At 57.2% G+C, this 17,716-nt stretch carries 17 protein-coding genes; 5 read left to right on the top strand and 12 right to left on the bottom strand.

What is annotated here, in order from left to right; all coding sequences use genetic code 11:
* Nucleotides 1-8: 8 nt before the first annotated feature.
* Genes fba through VXK30_RS00535 form a run of 5 tightly spaced genes read right to left on the bottom strand, consistent with a single transcriptional unit; the run spans nt 9 to nt 4,332 of the window.
* A complete protein-coding gene (gene fba, locus VXK30_RS00555; RefSeq protein ID WP_275714923.1) occupies nt 9-860 on the bottom strand; it encodes a class II fructose-1,6-bisphosphate aldolase in 852 nt (283 codons plus the stop codon).
* A 16-nt stretch (nt 861-876) separates the two neighbouring features.
* A complete protein-coding gene (gene pfkB / locus VXK30_RS00550) occupies nt 877-1,809 on the bottom strand; it encodes a 1-phosphofructokinase (protein WP_275714925.1) in 933 nt (310 codons plus the stop codon).
* A gap of 39 nt (nt 1,810-1,848) precedes the next feature.
* Complete coding sequence (gene dhaL, locus VXK30_RS00545; RefSeq protein ID WP_275714927.1) at nt 1,849-2,493, bottom strand: dihydroxyacetone kinase subunit DhaL; 645 nt, start codon at nt 2,491-2,493, stop codon at nt 1,849-1,851.
* Between the two features lie 43 nt (nt 2,494-2,536).
* Nucleotides 2,537-3,529: a dihydroxyacetone kinase subunit DhaK gene (locus tag VXK30_RS00540; RefSeq protein ID WP_275714929.1), complete on the bottom strand. Its 993-nt coding sequence runs from the start codon at nt 3,527-3,529 to the stop codon at nt 2,537-2,539.
* Nucleotides 3,526-4,332 carry a DeoR/GlpR family DNA-binding transcription regulator gene (locus VXK30_RS00535; protein ID WP_275714931.1) on the bottom strand — a complete coding sequence of 269 codons (807 nt, stop codon included), beginning with the start codon at nt 4,330-4,332 and terminating at the stop codon, nt 3,526-3,528. The genes VXK30_RS00540 and VXK30_RS00535 overlap by 4 nt, the downstream gene beginning before the upstream one ends.
* 988 nt (nt 4,333-5,320) lie before the next feature.
* Here VXK30_RS00535 and VXK30_RS00530 point away from each other — a divergent pair.
* The 5 genes from VXK30_RS00530 to VXK30_RS00510 all read left to right on the top strand — a co-directional run bounded on the left by VXK30_RS00530 (nt 5,321) and on the right by VXK30_RS00510 (nt 11,160).
* Complete coding sequence (locus VXK30_RS00530; RefSeq protein WP_275714933.1) at nt 5,321-6,637, top strand: putative DNA modification/repair radical SAM protein; 1,317 nt, start codon at nt 5,321-5,323, stop codon at nt 6,635-6,637.
* Complete coding sequence (locus VXK30_RS00525) at nt 6,616-7,431, top strand: TIGR03915 family putative DNA repair protein (protein ID WP_275714935.1); 816 nt, start codon at nt 6,616-6,618, stop codon at nt 7,429-7,431. Before VXK30_RS00530 ends, VXK30_RS00525 begins: the two co-directional genes overlap by 22 nt.
* 177 nt (nt 7,432-7,608) lie before the next feature.
* Nucleotides 7,609-9,216, top strand: coding sequence for an efflux RND transporter periplasmic adaptor subunit (locus tag VXK30_RS00520; RefSeq protein WP_275714937.1), 1,608 nt, complete (start codon nt 7,609-7,611; stop codon nt 9,214-9,216).
* The gene (locus VXK30_RS00515; protein WP_275714939.1) at nt 9,213-9,938 is read left to right on the top strand and encodes an ABC transporter ATP-binding protein; all 726 of its coding nucleotides are present in this window, start codon (nt 9,213-9,215) and stop codon (nt 9,936-9,938) included. Before VXK30_RS00520 ends, VXK30_RS00515 begins: the two co-directional genes overlap by 4 nt.
* Nucleotides 9,925-11,160 carry an ABC transporter permease gene (locus VXK30_RS00510; RefSeq protein WP_275714941.1) on the top strand — a complete coding sequence of 412 codons (1,236 nt, stop codon included), beginning with the start codon at nt 9,925-9,927 and terminating at the stop codon, nt 11,158-11,160. Before VXK30_RS00515 ends, VXK30_RS00510 begins: the two co-directional genes overlap by 14 nt.
* Nucleotides 11,161-11,377: 217 nt before the next feature.
* Here the strand turns inward: VXK30_RS00510 and VXK30_RS00505 are convergent, their stop codons facing one another.
* From VXK30_RS00505 to VXK30_RS00475, 7 genes are read right to left on the bottom strand one after another with little or no spacing between them, the layout of a single operon-like run.
* Nucleotides 11,378-12,226, bottom strand: coding sequence for an acetyl-CoA carboxylase carboxyltransferase subunit alpha (locus tag VXK30_RS00505; protein ID WP_275714943.1), 849 nt, complete (start codon nt 12,224-12,226; stop codon nt 11,378-11,380).
* Nucleotides 12,223-13,089, bottom strand: a complete 867-nt coding sequence (gene accD / locus VXK30_RS00500; protein WP_442867989.1) for an acetyl-CoA carboxylase, carboxyltransferase subunit beta — start codon at nt 13,087-13,089, stop codon at nt 12,223-12,225. Before accD ends, VXK30_RS00505 begins: the two co-directional genes overlap by 4 nt.
* Entirely contained in the window at nt 13,086-14,432 is a 1,347-nt protein-coding gene (gene accC / locus VXK30_RS00495; RefSeq protein WP_275714947.1) for an acetyl-CoA carboxylase biotin carboxylase subunit, read from the bottom strand. The genes accD and accC overlap by 4 nt, the downstream gene beginning before the upstream one ends.
* Before the next feature lie 20 nt (nt 14,433-14,452).
* Nucleotides 14,453-14,869, bottom strand: coding sequence for a 3-hydroxyacyl-ACP dehydratase FabZ (gene fabZ, locus VXK30_RS00490; RefSeq protein WP_275714949.1), 417 nt, complete (start codon nt 14,867-14,869; stop codon nt 14,453-14,455).
* 8 nt (nt 14,870-14,877) lie between these two features.
* Nucleotides 14,878-15,306 (bottom strand): acetyl-CoA carboxylase biotin carboxyl carrier protein, encoded by a 429-nt coding sequence (gene accB / locus VXK30_RS00485; RefSeq protein ID WP_275714951.1) that lies wholly within the window; start codon nt 15,304-15,306, stop codon nt 14,878-14,880.
* Between the two features lie 30 nt (nt 15,307-15,336).
* Nucleotides 15,337-16,572, bottom strand: a complete 1,236-nt coding sequence (gene fabF / locus VXK30_RS00480) for a beta-ketoacyl-ACP synthase II (RefSeq protein ID WP_275714953.1) — start codon at nt 16,570-16,572, stop codon at nt 15,337-15,339.
* The gene (locus tag VXK30_RS00475; protein ID WP_275714955.1) at nt 16,569-17,681 is read right to left on the bottom strand and encodes an NAD(P)H-dependent flavin oxidoreductase; all 1,113 of its coding nucleotides are present in this window, start codon (nt 17,679-17,681) and stop codon (nt 16,569-16,571) included. Before VXK30_RS00475 ends, fabF begins: the two co-directional genes overlap by 4 nt.
* Between the last annotated feature and the right edge of the window lie 35 nt (nt 17,682-17,716).

The following is a 17,716-nucleotide window of genomic DNA, read 5'->3' as shown; positions in this document are numbered from 1 at the left end:
AATATTTTTCAGGCTCTGTTGTCGCACCCGCACACCTGGATTTTGTGCCTTACGATTTCCTCGACCTGTTTTTTGCCCAGCTTCATAAACACCTTCGGGTCATAGACGGCTTCGTCCCTGAGGGCCTCGCGCACGCCTTTGGTCAGTGCGGCGCGCAGCTCCGTCGCGAAATTCACCTTGCAGATGCCCAGCCCGACCGCACGGCGGACCGCTTCGTCCGGCACGCCGGAAGCGCCGTGGAGCACGATCGGAATATTGACGAGCCCGATGATTTTTTCCAGGCGGCCGAAGTCGAGCTTCGGCTCCCCTTTATAGAAGCCGTGCGCGGTGCCGATGGCGACCGCCAGCGAACGGACGCCCGTCCTTTCGGCGAAGTCCTTCGCCTGCTGCGGATCGGTGTAGATATCCTCTCCGGCTTTTACCTCGTGGGTATCCTCCTTGCCGCCGACCCTGCCGAGCTCGCCTTCCACATCGATGTTCTTTTTCGCCGCGAGGTCGACGACCGCTTTGGTGACGGCGATATTTTCCTCATAGGGAAGCTTGGAACCGTCGATCATGACGGAGGTGTAGCCGGAATCGATCGCCGCGGCGCACCGCTCGTAGCTGTCGCCGTGGTCAAGATGAATAGCCACCGGCATATCCGTCTTTGCCGCTTCGACGGCGACCATTGCGCGCAGCATGTCAAAGCCCGCGTAGTTCACCGTTCCCGGCGTGGTCTGTATGATCACGGGGCTCCTCATTTCGTCGGCCGTCCGGATGACGGACTGAGCCATTTCCATGTTTTCGATATTGAACGCGGCAACCGCGTAGCCGCCGCGCCTTGCGTCCAGCAAAAGGTCCCGGGTTGTTACTAATGGCATAATCAAGACTCCTATCTTATCCTATTTCCTCGGTATGAATCAGCGGAAGCATCTTTTGGAAGCTTTCCAGCGTACACATCTGGGTGCCCTCCAGCGTCAGGGAGCCGTGCGCCACGGCTACGCCGTAACGGAGCATCTCCGCGCAGGAAAGCCCATGCACAATCGCGCAGCACATGCCGGCCACCAGAGAATCCCCGGCGCCCTGCACGCCCTTTACCTCGATATCCGTCCCCGCGCAGAAGTAAGCTTTCTCTTCGGTAATCAGCATCGCGCCGCCCTTGCCCATGGATACGCAGACCATGGCGACGCCCTGGCCGATGATTTTCCGGGCAACACGGATGGCGTCTTCCTTTGACGAAAGCTTTTCGCCGAACGCTTCCTCAAGCTCATCCTTGTTGGGCTTGATCAGGTACGGGCCGGCTTTGATCCCTTCCAGAAGCAGCTCACCGTAGGCGTCGATCACGGTTCTCACGCCGTATTCCCTCGCCTTGTCCGTCAGGGTTTTATAGATATCCTTGGAAACGCCCGGCGGGACGCTGCCGTCCAGCACGAGCAGCGAGGTTTTGGGAAGGTATCCTTCCACTTTCTTCACAAGGTCCGCGACGCAGTCCCCGTTTACGAAACTGCCGCTTTCGTTCAGCTCGCTCATCACACTGGCTTTTCTGTCAAAAATCTTAATATTGGTGCGGAGCTGTCCTTTTACATTTAAAAAATCGCTGCTGATTTTTTCGCTGTTTAAAAAATCTGTCAGAAGCGATCCGCCGTCCATATAATTGAAGCCCAGGCAGCGGGTTTCTTCCCCTATATTGTTCAGCGCGATGCTGACATTGATTCCCTTGCCGGAAACATCGCACCGGAAATTTTCCACATGATTGGTTCCCCCGTAGGTAAAGCCGTCAACGGTTACGGTTCTGTCGATGCACGGGTTCAACGTAAGTGTGGTTATCATTCTTTGTACCCACCTTATTAATGTTATTGGTTCAAGTAGTTAGATGTTTTCTGAAGCCCAGTCCGACATTGCCTGAAAAATGATCCACACAGAAGTCGCTCCGGCGTCCTGAAGGCCGATCGCCTTGGTCCCATAGGATTTTGCGCGGCCGAACCGGGCCACGCATTCCCGGGTGTATTCCATCCCTTTTTTTGCGCCCGCCGCGCACAGGGCGAGGCCCTCTTTCAGGGAAACGCCCTGTGCCGCGCCTTCCTCCAGCCCGGCGGCCGCCGGTTCAAACGCGTCCACCATGGTTTTGTCGCCGACCCGCGCCTTGCCCCTTTTTTTCAGCGCTTCCAGCGCGCGGCGGAAAATTCCGGCCAGCAGCGCCAGATCGGCCCGCTCATGGGGTTCCTGCCGGGCGACGCCGCTGATGAACATGGTGCCGAAGAGCACGCCCGAAGCGCCGCCCATCGTGTCCAGCAGGGTCATGCCCACTTCCTGGAAAAGGGCTTCCACCGTGGGGAACTCCTTTCCTTCCAGAGCCGTTTTCACGGCCTTGAAGCCGAGCGCCATACCGAAGCCGTGGTCGCCGTCCCCTATTTTCAGATCGATATCCGTCAAAAAGTCTTCACTTTCCACAACCCTGCGCGCGACCGAAAGGAACATGTCCCGCAGCTGGCGCGTATTCATGGTATTCTCCATACTTATCTCCTAAACGTCCGGCGCTTGCAGAACGCGCCCGTATTTATCTGTACTTTTTAAAAAACGGCGAATAGGCGGGCGCGTCGTAATACGGCTTCAGCTCCTCGTCCAGCTTCAGGATCGAAATGGAAAACCCGCCGGTCCCCTGCGGCTGGAAAAGCGTGCCGATAAAAATATCGTGCAGAACAATTCCTTTTTCCCTGAGGCTTTCGGCCACCCTGCGGGTGACAATGCTCAGCTCCAGCAGGCTGGTAAAGCCGAACCCGTTCACCATGACGGCAATCTCGTCTCCGCCGGAAATCCCGCTGTCGTCCAGCAGGTATTTCAGCATGGTGTCCGCGATTTCATCCGCGGGCTTCAGCTCCGTGCGCAAAACGCCGGGTTCTCCGTTAAAGCCCATGCCGTACTCGATGAAGCCGTCCGGCAGCTCGCACATGGCTTTGCCGCTGGGAAGATAGCCCGGAGAGGTCGTCACGCTGAACGTGAACGTATTGCGGTTCGCCTTCTGAATGACCCGCACCGCGTCGTCCAGCTCCAGCCCGGCGTCGCACGCCGCGCCGGCGACCTTCATCACCATCGCGATCCCCGCCACGCCGCGGCGTTCGCTCTGCCGCTCCCGCGGGGCGCTGGTGATATCGTCCGCGACAAACACACAGCGCGTACGGATGCCGTCCATTTCGGCGAGCTCGCCGACCAGCTCGAAATTCAGCACGTCGCCCGCGTGATTCGTACAGATATAGATAACGCCCTTTTCGTGGCTGACCGCTTTCGTCACATTTAAAATTGCCCGCGCGGGGGGCGCAATATACACATTGCCCAGTGCCGCGCCGTCCGCGAGTCCTTCACCCACGTAACCGATGATCCACGGCTCGTTTCCCGAGCCGCCGCCCGTCACGATGGACACTTTGTCCTTTTTCCGCTTTGTCAGAATACCCTTGGACCGGGGCAGCGCTTCCAGCAGGTCCGGGCAGGTGGCGATATAGCCTTCGAGCATCTGCTCTATCATCTGTTCGGGCTGGTTGATGATCTTATTCAAAATCCATTGTCCTTTCGCGTTTCATTGTTTTCCTCCGGATTGACCACGACAAGATCGACTCCCGTACCTTCGATCTGGCTTCTCAGCTGCTGGGGAATCCGGCTGTCCGTAATCAGCCGCGTGATATTTTTAATCGGGCTGATCCGCGCCATGGAAGTATGCCCGAATTTGGTGGAATCGGAGATCAGGATGGTTTCGCGCGCGGCTCTGAGCACGCACTGTTTGACCTGTGCTTCATAAAGATTCGGGGTTGTAATTCCCGTTTCCACGGTAATACTATTGCACCCGATAAACGCTTTATCCATACAGAGGCTGTTAATTGTGTTTTCCGCGAATCCGCCGACACAGGACATGATTTTGTGGCGGACGCTCCCGCCGATGAACACCAGCTCGATGTCGTCGGCGTCTAAAAGCTCAAAAGCGATGTTCAGCGCGTTGGTAATCACCACAATATCGCGCTTGCTGCCGTTTTTAATCAGCTTGACAAGCTCCAGCGTGGTGGAACCGGCGTCGATAAAAACGGTGTCCGTGGGATCGATGTACTCATAGGCTTTTTTTGCGATCGCCCGTTTTTCGCCCGTGTTCTTCTTCTCTTTTTCTTTTTCTTCAAATTCACGAATGGTGGAGATGTTGACCGCACCCCCGCGGGTACGTCTTAAAAGGCCCTGCTCGTCCAGTTCATTCAGGATCTTGCGCACGGTCACCTCAGAGGTTTCCAGCGCCTGGCTCAGCTCCGGCACGGTTACGACCGGTTTTTCTTGCAGCATGGAAAGGATCAGGTTCTTTTTTTCTACAGTAAGCATAACGCTCTCCCTTTCGTTGTGTTTTAATATTATATCATTAACTTTCAAAAGTCAATAGATTTTATAAAAAAATAAATTTGTGAAACTTTTTGTTTTCTCTCTTCAAAGCTTGTCCAATTTCGCCTGATTTCCTTATAAAATCTGCATTTATTATATAATATATAGGAATATTAGTCAAAGGATTTCCTCTTGCGCAGGATTTTTATTTTTTCTTCTGTGTAAATATCAATTCTTCAAAATCAAAAACAGGACCGATAACTTTCGAAACATTACGGTTAAGAGTGCTGATTTCCCAAACTTACAAAAACTGAAAATGGGTTTGAAACGCTTCGCCCACTCAAAATTTTTCTCCCTGTCTTTACAAGAACATATGTTCTGTGTTATGATAGAACAAAGACCATGGGAGGGAGCCGAACCCTTGCTTTCCTCCGTAAGGGAAGCGGCGCGGCAATCAGACTTCGATTCAACGTAGGCTGACTGGAAGCATCGCCGTAGGCGCTAATGAGGGTAAGAGGGGACTCCCCCAGTCAGGCTTCGCCTGCCAGTCCCCCTCGAGGAGGGGGCCAAATTCTGCTTTTCCGTACCTCCGTCAATGAAAAGCGCAGTGTATCGTATTTCATAAAGACACTTTGGGGATACCTCGGGGGTGCAGGGGGATTTTATGGAACCCTCCCGCCGGGAATTAAAAATCCCCCTGCGCGTACTTTGCCTACTTTCGTACAAGAACCGAAAGTAGGGGCCCGCCCGGCCTGAGGGCAGACCATGCGGTCGGCAAGTGCCTACGGCGATGCTCTAATGAAAACCAAAGGGAGAAAATGTAAACTCCCTTCAGTCAGGCTGCGCCTGCCAGCTCCCTCACAGAGGGCGCCTAAAGAGAGCGAACTCCCACTTGCGGCGATGCTCTAATGAAAACCAGAGGGAGAGAATACAGGCTCCCTCAAAGAGGAATCGAAAAAGAACGGGACCCCATCATAAGGAGCTGAAAGACATGGACGTCTTTGATAAACTGAAAATTCTGACTGACGCGGCAAAGTACGACGTGGCCTGCACCTCCAGCGGAGTGGACAAAAAGGCTTCGCGCGGCGGGATCGGGAACGCCACCGCCTGCGGCATCTGCCACAGCTTCGCCGCGGACGGGCGGTGCATCTCGCTTTTGAAGGTGCTGATGACCAACGCCTGCACCTACGACTGCCAGTACTGCGTGAACCGCCGCTCCAACGACACGCCCCGCGCCGCCTTTACCCCGCGCGAGCTGGCGGAGCTGACTATCAACTTTTACCGCCGCAATTATATAGAAGGTCTTTTCCTCAGCTCGGGCATTCAGCGGAACCCGGACTACACCTGCGAGCAGATGATCGAGGCGCTGCGGATTCTGCGGGAGGAATACCGGTTTTCGGGCTATATCCACGCAAAGGCCATCCCCGGCGCGGACAGCGTGCTGATTTCCCGTTTAGGGATGCTGGCCGACCGCATGAGCGTCAACATTGAGCTGCCGTCCCAGAGCAGCCTGAAGCTGCTGGCCCCGGACAAATCGAAGCATTCCATTCTGGCACCCATGGGATATATTCAGAACCGGATTCAGGAAAACACCACCGACCTTGTCCGGTACCGGCACGCCCCCAGATTCGCCCCCGCCGGACAGAGCACGCAGATGATCGTGGGCGCCACGCCGGAGACGGATTTTCAGATTCTGAACCTGACCGAGGGCCTTTATAAAAAATACAAGCTGAAACGCGTTTTCTTTTCCGCCTACATGCCTGTTTCCGACAGCGCCCTGCTGCCCTCCACGGACACAAAGCCCCCGCTTCTGCGGGAGCACCGCCTGTACCAGGCGGACTGGCTTTTGCGGTTCTACGGCTTTTCCGCCAATGAAATCCTGGACGCCGGCCATCAGAGCTTTAACCCTTATATCGACCCGAAATGCAACTGGGCGCTCAATCATATGGAGCGCTTCCCCATGGAAATCAACCGCGCGCCGTACGCGGAGCTGCTGCGCGTGCCGGGAATCGGCGTGACCGGCGCCAAACGCATCGTTGCCGCCCGGCGGACCGGGCCGCTGAATTTTGACGGGCTGAAAAAACTGGGCGTCGTGCTGAAACGGGCACAGTACTTCATTACCTGCGGCGGAAAAATCGCGGACGGGCTGAAAATCACGCAGGACGCCGCGCTGCGCTCGCTGATGTCCGACACCGCGCTGGGCATGTACCAGCGGGGCGCGGGCTTTGAGCCGGAGCAGCTTTCCCTGTTCGAGCAGCCGCGCCTGACACAGGAGGATGTGCGAAAATGCCTGACCGGTCAAATCTGATTTACTGCTACGACGGAAGCTTTGACGGGCTTTTATGCTGCGTCTTTGAAAGTTACGAAAAGCGTGAAATCCCCGCGGATATTTTTTCGCCCGACACGGAGCAGACCGTTCTGCTGCCGCAGAGGGAGATCGTGACCGACCCCAAAAAATCGGCCCGGGTGCTGGCTTCCATCCCGGGGAAAATGGGGAATGACGCGCTGGACTTCGTGCGCCATGCCTATCTGACGTGCCTGCCCCGGAAAGAACTTTTTATCCTGCTGTTTCTTCGCATGGGCTTTTCCTGCGGTCCCCGGGTGATGAATATGCTGGCGGACGATGTGGTAAACACGCTTTTTAAAGCGGTTAAACACCTGACAAACGAAGCGCACCTGCTGAAAGGCTTCCTGCGCTTTTCCGTCTTTGACGGCGCGCTTGCCGCCGAGATTGAACCCAAAAACCTCGTGCTGCCCCTTCTGGCCCCGCATTTCCGGGAGCGGTACCCGGAGGAACGCTTTTTGATTTACGACCGCACGCACTCCATGGCGCTGATCTATCAGCCCTACCGCTCCAAAATCATTTCCGCGGACGATTTCCGGATGCCCGAACCGGACGAGGAAGAGCGTTCCTTCCGGGAGTTCTGGCGTCTTTTCTACAGCACCATCGAGGTTCAGGGCCGCCACAACCCGAAGTGCCGGATGAGCCATATGCCAAAGCGCTACTGGAGCTGCATGACGGAATTCGGCGCGGAGAGAAGCACCGGAAAAAAGCAGGAGCTGCCCGGGGGGCCGAAGCTTCTGAACGGTTCCGGCTTGTAATTGTTCACAGAATACACCATTTCTTTTCACAATTATTTAAACTCTTTTTCGCGGAATTCCTATAGTCTTAATATTGACATTTTTACCCCTCGGCTGTATGATTGTATTAATCAAATAGTACATAGCGGATAGAATTGTCGTGCTTTTTGTCCCACAAACGAAGGAGTGACTACCACTGTGAAGAAAAAGAGGAAAAAGATCATTCTGATCGCCGTCGCTGTGATTGTTGTCGCCGCGGTTGCGGTCAACGCTTTTCTGCCAAAAAGTTCCACGGTACCAACGGTGCAGTGCACCCCCCTGAGCAAAACCGAGCTGCGCAACACCGTCAGCACTACCGGAGTGGTGGAAAGCACCGACTCCGTAAAGGTATATACGGACCTGAACTATTCCGTCAAAACGCTGCCCGTGGAAGTCGGCGACCGCGTCAGCGCCGGAGACGTGCTCTGTAAGCTGGATTCCCAGGACCTGGAAGATACCATCGCGCAAAAGCAGGCCGCTTTGAGCAGCAACGCGAAGCTGGCTTATCAGAAGATACAGGCGAGCCAGAAAAAATACAACGATACCTCCAGCACCCTGAACGCCGGGCTGAACGCGCAGATCAACACCGCGCAGGACAAAGTGGACTCCGCCAGGCGAGATCTGGAAAACGCGCAGCAGAAGCAGAGCGACGCGGAAAAGCACATTCAGGAAAACCTGAACACGTCGCTGATAACCGCAAAAAACAATTTGAGCAGCGCGAAATTAAATCTTGACAGCGCGACTCGGGATTATAATGACTATAAAAAACAAAATGAAGATATAGAAGGTTCAGACGAATACAAAAACGATCTGCATAAATATAGAGACGCTATGGAATCTGCCCAGCTTGCCTATGACAACGCGCAGAAAAACCTGAACGCCGTGGCGGCCTCCGCGGACGAGGAGCTCGACCAGTACGTCAAATCGACCGCGGCGGCGCAGGCCGCGTATGACAGCGCGGTCAAGTCGCTCACGGCGACGCAGACCTCTGTCAATCAGGACCTGAAAACCGCGCAGGACGACATTATTACCTCGAAGCTTTCCGCCGACGACACGGCGTCGGTAAAGGAGCTGCAGGCATTGCAGACCAAGCTCGACAAGTGCACGGTGGCCGCCCCGGCTTCCGGCACGGTGACCGCCGTTTACGCGGTGCAGAACGCCCCCGCCAACGGTCTGATGTTTGTGATAGAGGACACCGGCGCGCTGAAAATAGCCGTGAAAATCAAGGAGTACGACATTGCCAGCGTAAAAGAAGGCATGAAGGTGGCTGTAAAGGCCGACGCGATCGCCGATAAGGAATTTGAGGGCGTGCTTGAAAAGATTTCTCCCGCTTCCGTCAAGGGAGCCGACGGCAAAGCCGCCAGCAGCAACGACGCCGAATTTGAGGCCGACGTTCTGATCACCTCAAAGGATACTCCCCTGAGAATCGGCATGAACGGAAGCGCGGACATCATTTTAGAACAGAAGAAGGACGTTTTCGCGGTGCCCTATGACGCGGTATCCGCCGACGCTTCCGGAAAGAGCGTTGTCTACGCCGCCGTGCCGCAGAAGGACGGAACCTTTCAAGTGCAGGCCGTCACCGTCACAACGGGAATTGAGACGGACGCGGAGGAGGAAATTTCCGGGGACGGCCTGAAGGAAGGCATGCAGATCATTTCCGACGCCAAAGAGATCAAACCGGGCGAAACCGTCAAGCTTGCCGGCGCGGCGGAAGGAACCGAATCCGGCGGCGGCGCGGGATTCAGAGCGGCGGGTATGAGACCATGAATACTGTAATCGATATGCACGATATCGTCAAAACCTTTTACATAGGGACGCCCAACGAGCTGGAAATCCTGCACGGTATCAGCCTGAATATTTACGAGGGGCAGTTTGTCTCCATTGTCGGCGCGTCCGGCTCGGGAAAATCCACCCTGATGAATATCATCGGCGCGCTGGACCGGCCGACCGCCGGCGATTACAGCCTGGACGGCGTGCCGATCAGCAAAATGAGCAGCAACGAGCTTTCGGAAATCCGCAACAAAAAAATCGGGTTCGTTTTCCAGACCTTCAACCTGATTCCGCGTTCCACCGCGCTGGGCAATGTGGAGCTTCCCATGCTTTACGCGGGGATACCGGGCAGGAAAAGAGCCGCCCAGGCGATGGAGCTTTTAAGAATGGTGGAAATGGAAGACCGCGCAAAGCATATGCCCAACGAGCTTTCCGGCGGGCAGAAGCAGCGGATCGCCATTGCCCGCGCCATGGCGAACGACCCCGCGATCATCCTCGCGGACGAGCCGACCGGCGCGCTGGACAGCACCACGGGCCGTCTGGTCATGGACCTGTTCCACAAGCTCCACCGGGAGCAGGGCAAGACGATCGTCCTGATTACCCATAACAACGAGCTGGCGATGGAAACCGAACGGATCATCACGATCCACGACGGCAGAATCCAGAGCGATAAAGACAACCAGCCTGTTTTTCAGGAGGGAAATCATGAATCTGCTTGAAAATATTTCTCTTGCCATCAACGGGCTGATCTCCAATAAAATGCGCGCCCTGCTCACCATGCTGGGCATTATCATCGGCATCGGCTCCGTCATCGCCATCACCTCCGTCGGCAACGCGATGACCACCTCCGTCAACGACGCGCTTGCAAATTTCGGTATTACCAACATTTCGGTTTATCTCTCCAGCAAGGAAGGCGGCGGAGGCGGCTCCGCCATGACGAAAGACGATTATATTGCAACGGATATGATCGCGAAATACCAAAAGAAATACGCCGACAAGATCACCGCGATCGGATTGAGCGCAAGCGCGGGGACCGGCAAAATCAAGAATGGCCACAAAACGTCCAACGTTTCCCTTTCCGGAGTCAACGCAGGCTCGATGCTGGTCGACAACATCACCGTGCTCCGCGGCCGGTTTATCGCCGAAAAAGACGAGCAGCGCGTCAGCAAGGTCGCCGTGATTTCCGAACGGCTGGTTTCCGAGCTGTACGGCCCCGCCGATAATCCGATCGGCAAGCAGATCCGCATGGAAACCAATTACGGATACCAGACCTACACGGTCGTCGGGGTTTATCAGGAAGCTTCCTCTTCCATGTTTATGCGGCAGGACACGCGTACCACCTTTTACATTCCGGTAACGGCCGCAAAGGAGCTGACCGGCGACAACGACGGATACCAGAGCCTGACGGTCATGGCCGCACGCGGAATCGATTATACCAAGTTCGCCGACGATACGCAGAATTACTTCAACACTTTTTATGCCAAAAATAAATTCTTTCAATGCTTTGCTATGAGCCTGGAATCCCAGATTTCGGAAATGAATTCGGTGATGGGCACCCTTACCCTTGCCATTTCCATTATCGCGGCCATTTCGCTGCTGGTCGGCGGCATCGGGGTCATGAACATCATGCTGGTTTCCGTTACGGAGCGCACAAGGGAAATCGGCGTGCGCAAGGCGCTCGGCGCTCCGGACAGCGCCATCCGCACCCAGTTTATCGTGGAGTCCATGATTATCTGCCTGATCGGGGGCGTGTTCGGAATCATTCTGGGAGCCGGCCTCGGCTACGCGGGCGGGCTGCTGCTGAAGCAGGCGGCTTATCCCACCCTTTCTTCCATTGCGGTCGCCGTGGGCTTCTCCATGGTCATCGGCATTTTCTTCGGCTACTACCCCGCGAACAAGGCCGCAAAGCTCGACCCGATCGAAGCCCTGCGGTACGAATAAAATCATCTATCATCATAAAAGAACGCGTCCTGACCGGGTTTTCAAAGCCCATCAGGACGCGTTTTTATTCGGCTCCTCCAATCGGGCATCTGTCACCGCCTACTCCCTCCGCCGCGCCGGGCGCGGCACCTCCCTCACAGAGGGAGGCAAAGAGAGGCCCCCTCCTTGAGAGAGCTGGCAGGCACAGCCTGACTGATGGAATCGCTCCCTGCTTCCTTTAGAGCATCGCCGTAGGCGCCTGCCGACCGCATGGTCCCGCAGGCGCTTCCCGGCCGGCAGGTCTCCCTGCGGGTCCGGAGCCGATGCCGCGAAAGCGCTCGTAGCGTTTCCGGATCAGCTCCTGTGGGTCAAGCTTTTTGTTTCTTGCAAACGTTTCCCACAGGCCCTGTTTGATTTCCAGATAGGTCCTGTGGAAATTCCTGCCGCTCTCCCCGACGACGCGCTCGATCACCTTCAGCTCCAGAAGGTCCTGCGCGGTGAGCTTCAGGCATTCGGACGCCTCTTTCACCCTGGAGGAATCCTTCCACAGGATGCTGGCGCACCCCTCGGGGGAAATGACGGAGTAGACGGCGTTTTCCAGCATCCAGACCTCGTCGGCAACGGCGAGCGCAAGCGCCCCGCCGCTTCCGCCCTCACCGATCAGCACGGAGACGACCGGGACCCTCAGCGTCATCATTTCCATCAGGTTTTCGGCAATCGCCTGCCCCTGCCCGCGTTCCTCCGCGGCAATGCCGCAGAACGCGCCGGAGGTGTCCACAAAGCACACCACGGGGCGGCCGAATTTTTCCGCGAGCTTCATTTGGCGCAAAGCCTTGCGGTATCCCTCCGGATGGGCGGAACCGAAATTGCGGAAAACCTTTTCCTTGGTATCGTGCCCCCGTTCCAGAGCCACCACCGTCACCGGCATGGTGTTCAGCCGGGCGATGCCCGCCACGACGGCCCTGTCGTCGCCGAAACGGCGGTCGCCGTGCAGCTCGACAAAGTCCTCGAAAATATTGGCGATAAAATCCGTCCCCGTCGGCCTGCCCTTGGCCCGGGCGGCGGCCACCTTGTCGTAAGCGCTCATCCGCATTCCCTCCCCGCGTGCAGGGAAAGGAGCCTGGCGATCTGCTTTCTCTGGTTCTTCCGGTCGACAATCGCGTCGACAAAACCTTTTTCCAGCAGAAATTCCGCCCGCTGAAAGCCCGGGGGCAGCTTCTGGCGGATGGTCTGCTCAATCACGCGCGGCCCGGCAAAGCCGATCAGCGCGTTCGGCTCGGCAAGGATGATGTCGGCCTCCATGGCAAAGCTGGCGGTTACGCCGCCGGTGGTCGGGTCGGTCAGAACGGCGATGTACAGGTTCCCGGCGTCGCTGTGCAGCTTGACGGCGCCGCTGGTCTTTGCCATCTGCATCAGCGATAGGATTCCCTCCTGCATTCTGGCCCCGCCGGAAACGGTGCAGCCGACGACCGGCAGGGAATGATCGCGGGCGTACTCGAAAATCCGCGTGATTTTTTCGCCTACCACCGTACCCATGCTGCCCATCATAAAGCGGGGCTCCATGACGAACAGCGCGCAGCCGTTTCCGCCGATTCTGGCGGTGCCGCAGACGACGGCCTCCTTTTCGGCGCTTTCCAGCCTTGCGTGCTTGATCTTTTCCGGGTAGTTGGGAAAATCGATCGGATTTTTGGGAAGGATGCCGCCGTAAAGCTCCTCGAAGGTATTCTCATCCGTCAGCATACTGATGCGCTGGCGGGCGTTCATACGGAAATGATACCCGCATTTCGGGCAGACATTGCTGTTTTCATTCAGCGCGCCCGTAAAAAGCGTCTGTTTGCACGAGGGGCACAAAACGCACATTTCGCCCGGAACATCGGGCGAAACCGTCTTGATATACCTGTTGTAATTTTCAAGCTCGTTTTTCGGCTTGCGAAAAAATTCTTTTTTCAGCACGGAACGTTCCCCCGTTTCTCGATCAAATCGGTATAATAGTCGCCGGCGATAAATTCGCTGTCGCTCAGGATATCCATCTGCTGCTCCGCGTTGTGCTCCACGCCCTCGATCACCAGCTCGCACAGGGCCGCCTGCATTTTGCGGATGGCCTCCTCGCGCGTTTTGGCGTGCACGATCAGCTTGCCGATCATGGAGTCGTAAAACGGCGGAACGGTATAGTCCTGATACAGGGCCGTGTCAAAACGGACCCACGGCCCGCCCGGAATATGCAGAAAGGAAATGGTGCCGCAGCTGGGACGGAACCCGTCGCGCGGATTTTCCGCGTTGATGCGGCACTCGATCGCGGTGCCCTCGATTTTGATATCTTCCTGTTGATAGGAAAGAGGCACGCCGGACGCGATACGGATCTGCCACTTGACAAGGTCGATTCCGGTCACCATCTCCGTTACGGGATGCTCCACCTGAAGCCTCGTATTCATTTCCATAAAATAAAAGTTCCCGGTCTTATCCATCAAAAACTCGATGGTACCGGCGTTGACATATTTGACCGCCCGGGCCGCCTTTACCGCCGCCTCCATCATCTTCCTGCGCGTTTCGGCGCCGACGGAGGGGGAGGGGCTTTCCTCCAGCAGCTTCTGGCGTTTGCGCTGGACGGAGCATTCCCGCTCGCCCAGGCAGACGACGTTCCCGTAGCCGTCGCATAAAATCTGCATTTCAATATGCTTTACCGGGAACAGATATTTTTCCATGTAGACCGCGCCGTCGCCGAACGCGCTCTGCGCTTCCGCGGAAGCCGCTGCAAAGGCGTTTTTCAGCTCCCTGGCGCTGTTGACCGTGCGGATTCCCCGGCCGCCGCCGCCCGCGCGGGCCTTGACCAGAAGGGGATACCCGATTTTGTCTGCTTCCCGCTGAATCAAAGCGGGGTCGTCAAGAAGATCGCAGCCCGGCACAACGGGGACCCCGGCCGCGCGCATCGTTTTGCGCGCCGCGTCCTTGTCGCCCATTTTGCGGATGAGGTCGGCGGTCGGCCCGATGAACGCGATGCCGCATTTTTCACAGAGCGACGCGAAGTCCGCGTTTTCGGACAGCAGCCCGTAACCGGGATGGATGGCCTGCGCGCCCGTTACCACGGCGGCGGAGAGGATGGCGCTCATGTTCAGGTAGCTGTCCTTCGCCTGCGCGGGGCCGATGCAGATGCTTTCGTCCGCAAGGCTGACGTGCAGGGAGTCCCTGTCCGCCTCCGAAAAAACCGCTACGCTCGAAATCCCCATCTCCTTACAGGCGCGGATGATGCGGACGGCGATTTCGCCGCGGTTGGCAATCAATATTTTAGAAAACAAGCTTCAGCCTTCCTTTCCTGTCAGCCGCCGACCAGCGCGAAGGAAAGCTCGCCGGAAACCGCCAGCTGCTCACCCACATAGCCTTTGGCGCTTGCAAAGCAGAAAGGGCCTCTTTCCTTTGTCAGGCTGCACTCGACCGTGAGCGTATCCCCCGGCAGGACCGTGTGCTTGAAGCGCACCTTATCCAGCCCCGTATAGTACGGCGTACGGCCGTTGATTTTATCCCCGATCAGGATGCAGCATGCCTGCGCCATGATTTCGCACAGAATCACGCCGGGAACGACGGGGTTTCCGGGAAAATGCCCCTTTAAAAACCATTCGTCCCCCCTGACGGTATAACTTCCCTGCGCCGTTGTTTCCCCGGTTTTCTCCACCCGGTCAACCAGCAGCATGGGTTCCCGGTGGGGGATCATTTTCATGATTTCTTCTCTGTTCATAAAACCTCCTACCTGATCCGGAACAGTACCTGCGCGTACTCCACGACCTGGCCGCTCGCCGCGCAGATTTCGGTGATTTCCCCGTCGCACTCCGCGCTGATTTCGTTGAGCAGCTTCATGGCTTCAATGATACAGAGCGTGTCGCCCTTTTTCACGCGGCTGCCGACCTGTACGTACGGCTCCGAATCGGGGGAAGCGGAAGCGTAAAACACGCCGACGATCGGCGATTTCACTTCCACGCCGCCGCATTCCTTTGCGGGGGCGGGCGCCGCCTCGGCCGCGATCTGCGGCGGAGCGGCGGTTGGAACGGGGAGAGCCCCGGCGCTGGCGGGTTTCCGCTCCAGCCGGAGGGAGGCCCCGTCCTGCGTGATATCGACCAAAGTCAGCCCGTTTTCGCGCATGGTCTCCGCGATTTCCTTGATTTGCTGAATATCCAAACCAAAACCAGTCCTTTCCACATTCAAGTCCTATTCGCCGCGGTATTTTCGCAGGGCGATACAGGCGTTGTGACCGCCGAAGCCCAGCGAAACGGAAAGCGCGGCGCTGACGTCCTTCTCCCTTGCGGTGTTCGGCACATAGTCAAGGTCGCAGTCCTCGTCCTTTTCGCGGTAGCCGACGGTCGGGGGGATCACCCCGTTTTTCAGGGCAAGCACGGAGGCGATCGCCTCGATCGCGCCCGCCGCGCCGAGCATGTGGCCGGTCATGGACTTGGTGGAGCTGATACAGACATGGTACGCCCTGTCGCCCAGCGCCTTTTTGATCGCAATGGTTTCGGATTTGTCGTTCAGGGGAGTCCCCGTACCGTGCGCGTTGATATAGATTTCCGTCTCCTCCTGCAGCCCGGCTTCCTCCATGGCGAGGGAAATCGCCCTCGCGCCGCCGACGGCCTCCGGATGGGGAGCCGTAATATGGTGCGCGTCGCAGGTGTTGCCGTAGCCGCTGACTTCCGCGTAAATCTTCGCGCCGCGGGCCTTTGCGTGCTCATATTCCTCCAGCACCAGAATTCCCGCGCCCTCGCCCATGACAAAGCCGTCGCGGCGCTTGTCGAACGGGATGGAGGATTCTTCGGGGATATTTTTGGTGGAGAGCGCCATGCAGTTGGTAAAGCCCGCGATGGCGAGCGGATTGACGGTCGCCTCCGCTCCGCCCGCAAGGATGACGTCCGCGTACCCGAAACGGATGGAGCGGAACGCTTCGCCCACCGCGTTGGTGGAGGTCGCGCAGGCGGTCACGACCGGAAGGCTGGGGCCCTGCGCGTTGTATTTGATGGCGATATTGCCCGACGCCATGTTGGAAATCATCATCGGGACAAAGAGGGGGGAAACCTTCCTCGGCCCGCCCTTGAGCAGCTTATCGCACTCATTGATGAAGGTGCTCATGCCGCCGATTCCGGAACCGACGTAAACGCCGAACCGCTCGGGTTCGACCTTGCCGAGGATTTCGCTGTCCTCCACCGCCTGCGCGGCGGCGGCAATGGCATACTGCGAGAACAGGTCCGTTTTGCGGATTTCGCCCTTTTCCATATAGTCATGCGGGTCAAAGCCTTTGACCTCCGCCGCGATTTTTACCTTATAATCGGCAGTATCGAATTTTGTGATAAAATCGATTCCGCTCCGGCCTTCCACCAGACTGTCCCAGAACGCCTTCACGGTATTTCCAACGGGCGAAATCACGCCCATCCCGGTAACAACCACTCTTCTCATATTGAATCCTCTCTTACTGCGGCAAGCGCGCCGTCTTTACTCTGCCGGTACTCCTCTGAAAGGGTCTCGAACAGCTTTTTGACCGATACGATCTCTTTCACCTTATAACCGTTCGCCCCGATAAACGCAAAACCGTTTTCCATCCTGCCCCTGCCGGCGTTGATCAGCGCCATGGAGATACAGTAGGGGCTTTCCTTCTGCTTGCAGGTAATAATGCAGTGGAACGGGCAGCTGGTAGGGTGCTTCTCCCCCCGTGCGGCCTGCTGAAGGAACCCGTTCACAATGGCGCGGCCCGGCATGCCCACGGGGCTTTGGATAATGCCGATATCCTCCTTTTTACAGGCGACATAGGCGTTTTTAAAGGCGATGTCCGCGTCGCATTCCTCGGTGGCCACAAAGCGGGTCGCCATCTGCACCGCGGAAGCGCCCAGCTTGAAAAACCGCCGGATATCCGCGCCGCTGAAAATCCCGCCCGCGGCGATCACGGGGATTTTGCGCCCCGCCTGCTCCTCAAGCGGGCGGACCGCCTCAATAACCTGCGGCACCAGCTTTTCCAGCCGGTACTCCGGATCGTCGATCTGTTCCTTATGAAAGCCCAGATGCCCGCCGGCCATGGGCCCTTCGACGACAAACGCGTCGGGGGTGTAATTGTATTTTTCCTTCCACCATTTCGCGATCGTCCTGACCGCGCGGGCGGAAGAAATAATCGGCACCAGCTTGGTTTTACAGCCCTTTCCCACAAAGGAGGGCAGATTCAGCGGCAGGCCCGCGCCCGCGAAAATGACGTCGATGCCCTCTTCGACGGAGGTTTTCACCATTTCGCCGAAGTCGCTCAGCGCAACCATCACGTTGACGCCCAGCACGCCCTTGGTCTTTGCGCGCGCCCGGCGGATTTCCTCCCGGAGCGCGGCAATGTTGTCCCGGGCGCTGGGGCCGGTCTGATGCATCATGCCGACGACCGCGGCGGAAAGCACGCCGATTCCGCCCTCGTTCGCCACGGCGGAGGCAAGCCCGGAAAGGGAGATCCCGACGCCCATTCCCCCCTGCACAACAGGGGTCTGAGCCACAAGGTCACCGATGACGAGTGGTTTCTGATCAAAATAAGCCATTGTATCCTCGATTCTCCGCATACAGCGCGGTTGAC

Origin of the sequence: Caproiciproducens sp. CPB-2, from assembly GCF_036287215.1 — a bacterium.
GTDB lineage: Bacteria > Bacillota > Clostridia > Oscillospirales > Acutalibacteraceae > Caproiciproducens.
The sequence above is the reverse complement of the archived record's forward strand: the minus strand, read 5'-3'. Positions and strand labels throughout refer to the sequence as shown.

Excerpts from the sequence above, each read along its gene's own strand:
- VXK30_RS00510 (WP_275714941.1), top strand. The coding sequence starts at position 9,925 with ATGAATCTGCTTGAAAATATTTCTCTTGCCATCAACGGGCTGATCTCC.
- fabZ (WP_275714949.1), bottom strand. The coding sequence starts at position 14,869 with ATGAACAGAGAAGAAATCATGAAAATGATCCCCCACCGGGAACCCATG.
- dhaL (WP_275714927.1), bottom strand. The coding sequence starts at position 2,493 with ATGGAGAATACCATGAATACGCGCCAGCTGCGGGACATGTTCCTTTCG.
- VXK30_RS00475 (WP_275714955.1), bottom strand. The coding sequence starts at position 17,681 with ATGGCTTATTTTGATCAGAAACCACTCGTCATCGGTGACCTTGTGGCT.
- fabF (WP_275714953.1), bottom strand. The coding sequence starts at position 16,572 with ATGAGAAGAGTGGTTGTTACCGGGATGGGCGTGATTTCGCCCGTTGGA.
- VXK30_RS00525 (WP_275714935.1), top strand. The coding sequence starts at position 6,616 with ATGCCTGACCGGTCAAATCTGATTTACTGCTACGACGGAAGCTTTGAC.
- VXK30_RS00530 (WP_275714933.1), top strand. The coding sequence starts at position 5,321 with ATGGACGTCTTTGATAAACTGAAAATTCTGACTGACGCGGCAAAGTAC.
- VXK30_RS00535 (WP_275714931.1), bottom strand. The coding sequence starts at position 4,332 with ATGCTTACTGTAGAAAAAAAGAACCTGATCCTTTCCATGCTGCAAGAA.
- VXK30_RS00515 (WP_275714939.1), top strand. The coding sequence starts at position 9,213 with ATGAATACTGTAATCGATATGCACGATATCGTCAAAACCTTTTACATA.
- VXK30_RS00505 (WP_275714943.1), bottom strand. The coding sequence starts at position 12,226 with ATGAGCGCTTACGACAAGGTGGCCGCCGCCCGGGCCAAGGGCAGGCCG.
- pfkB (WP_275714925.1), bottom strand. The coding sequence starts at position 1,809 with ATGATAACCACACTTACGTTGAACCCGTGCATCGACAGAACCGTAACC.
- fba (WP_275714923.1), bottom strand. The coding sequence starts at position 860 with ATGCCATTAGTAACAACCCGGGACCTTTTGCTGGACGCAAGGCGCGGC.